Source organism: Corallococcus sp. AB038B (assembly GCF_003668955.1).
Lineage (GTDB): Bacteria > Myxococcota > Myxococcia > Myxococcales > Myxococcaceae > Corallococcus > Corallococcus exiguus.
In genome coordinates, this window is the sequence record NZ_RAWO01000074.1 from 1 (window position 1) to 468 (window position 468).

Annotated in this window: 2 protein-coding genes; both read left to right on the forward strand. The window is 72.0% G+C overall.

The window, feature by feature from the left end:
• Positions 1–192 (forward strand): GreA/GreB family elongation factor (locus D7Y04_RS42595; protein WP_199749823.1); only part of this gene is annotated, 192 nt, incomplete at its 5' end.
• Positions 193–218: 26 nt separating this feature from the next.
• Positions 219–452, forward strand: a complete 234-nt coding sequence (locus D7Y04_RS42600) for a hypothetical protein (protein ID WP_147477335.1) — start codon at positions 219–221, stop codon at positions 450–452.
• Positions 453–468 lie beyond the last annotated feature (16 nt).

Consider the following 468-nt stretch of genomic DNA (forward strand, 5'->3'; position numbering starts at 1 on the left):
ACGCTCAGCTACCCCAAGGACTCGCGGAGTGCTCCCGGCCGCGTGTCGGTGCTCGCGCCGGTGGGCGTGGCCCTCCTGGGGCTGTCGCTGGGGCAGCGCGTGGAATTGGAGGTGCCCGGTGGCCGTCGGCGCCGGCTGCGCGTGGTGGCCGTGCCCTACCAGCCCGAGGCCGCGGGACACTTCCATCTGTGAGCGCGTCCGAGCTCGGGAACGACACCATGCGCGAGGACCGCTGGCAGCACCTCCTCCACGCCGCTTTCCTGCTCGAAGAGGAGGACAGCGCGGCGCGGGCCCGGGGCGACACGTCTGGAACGGAGGAGCGCCAGCGGCGGGTGAAGCGGCTCCTGGACAGCCTGCTCGAGGTGTTCCCCTCCAGCCTCGACCCCGTCGACGACTTCGAGGGCTACGCCGTGCGAAGGCTGGCCCAGGTGCTCCTGCGCACGCTGGAGTAGACCTCCGTCCACGCAA

Bases quoted from the DNA above. Each gene is read 5' to 3' on its own strand.
- D7Y04_RS42600 (WP_147477335.1), top strand. From the start codon at position 219: ATGCGCGAGGACCGCTGGCAGCACCTCCTCCACGCCGCTTTCCTGCTC.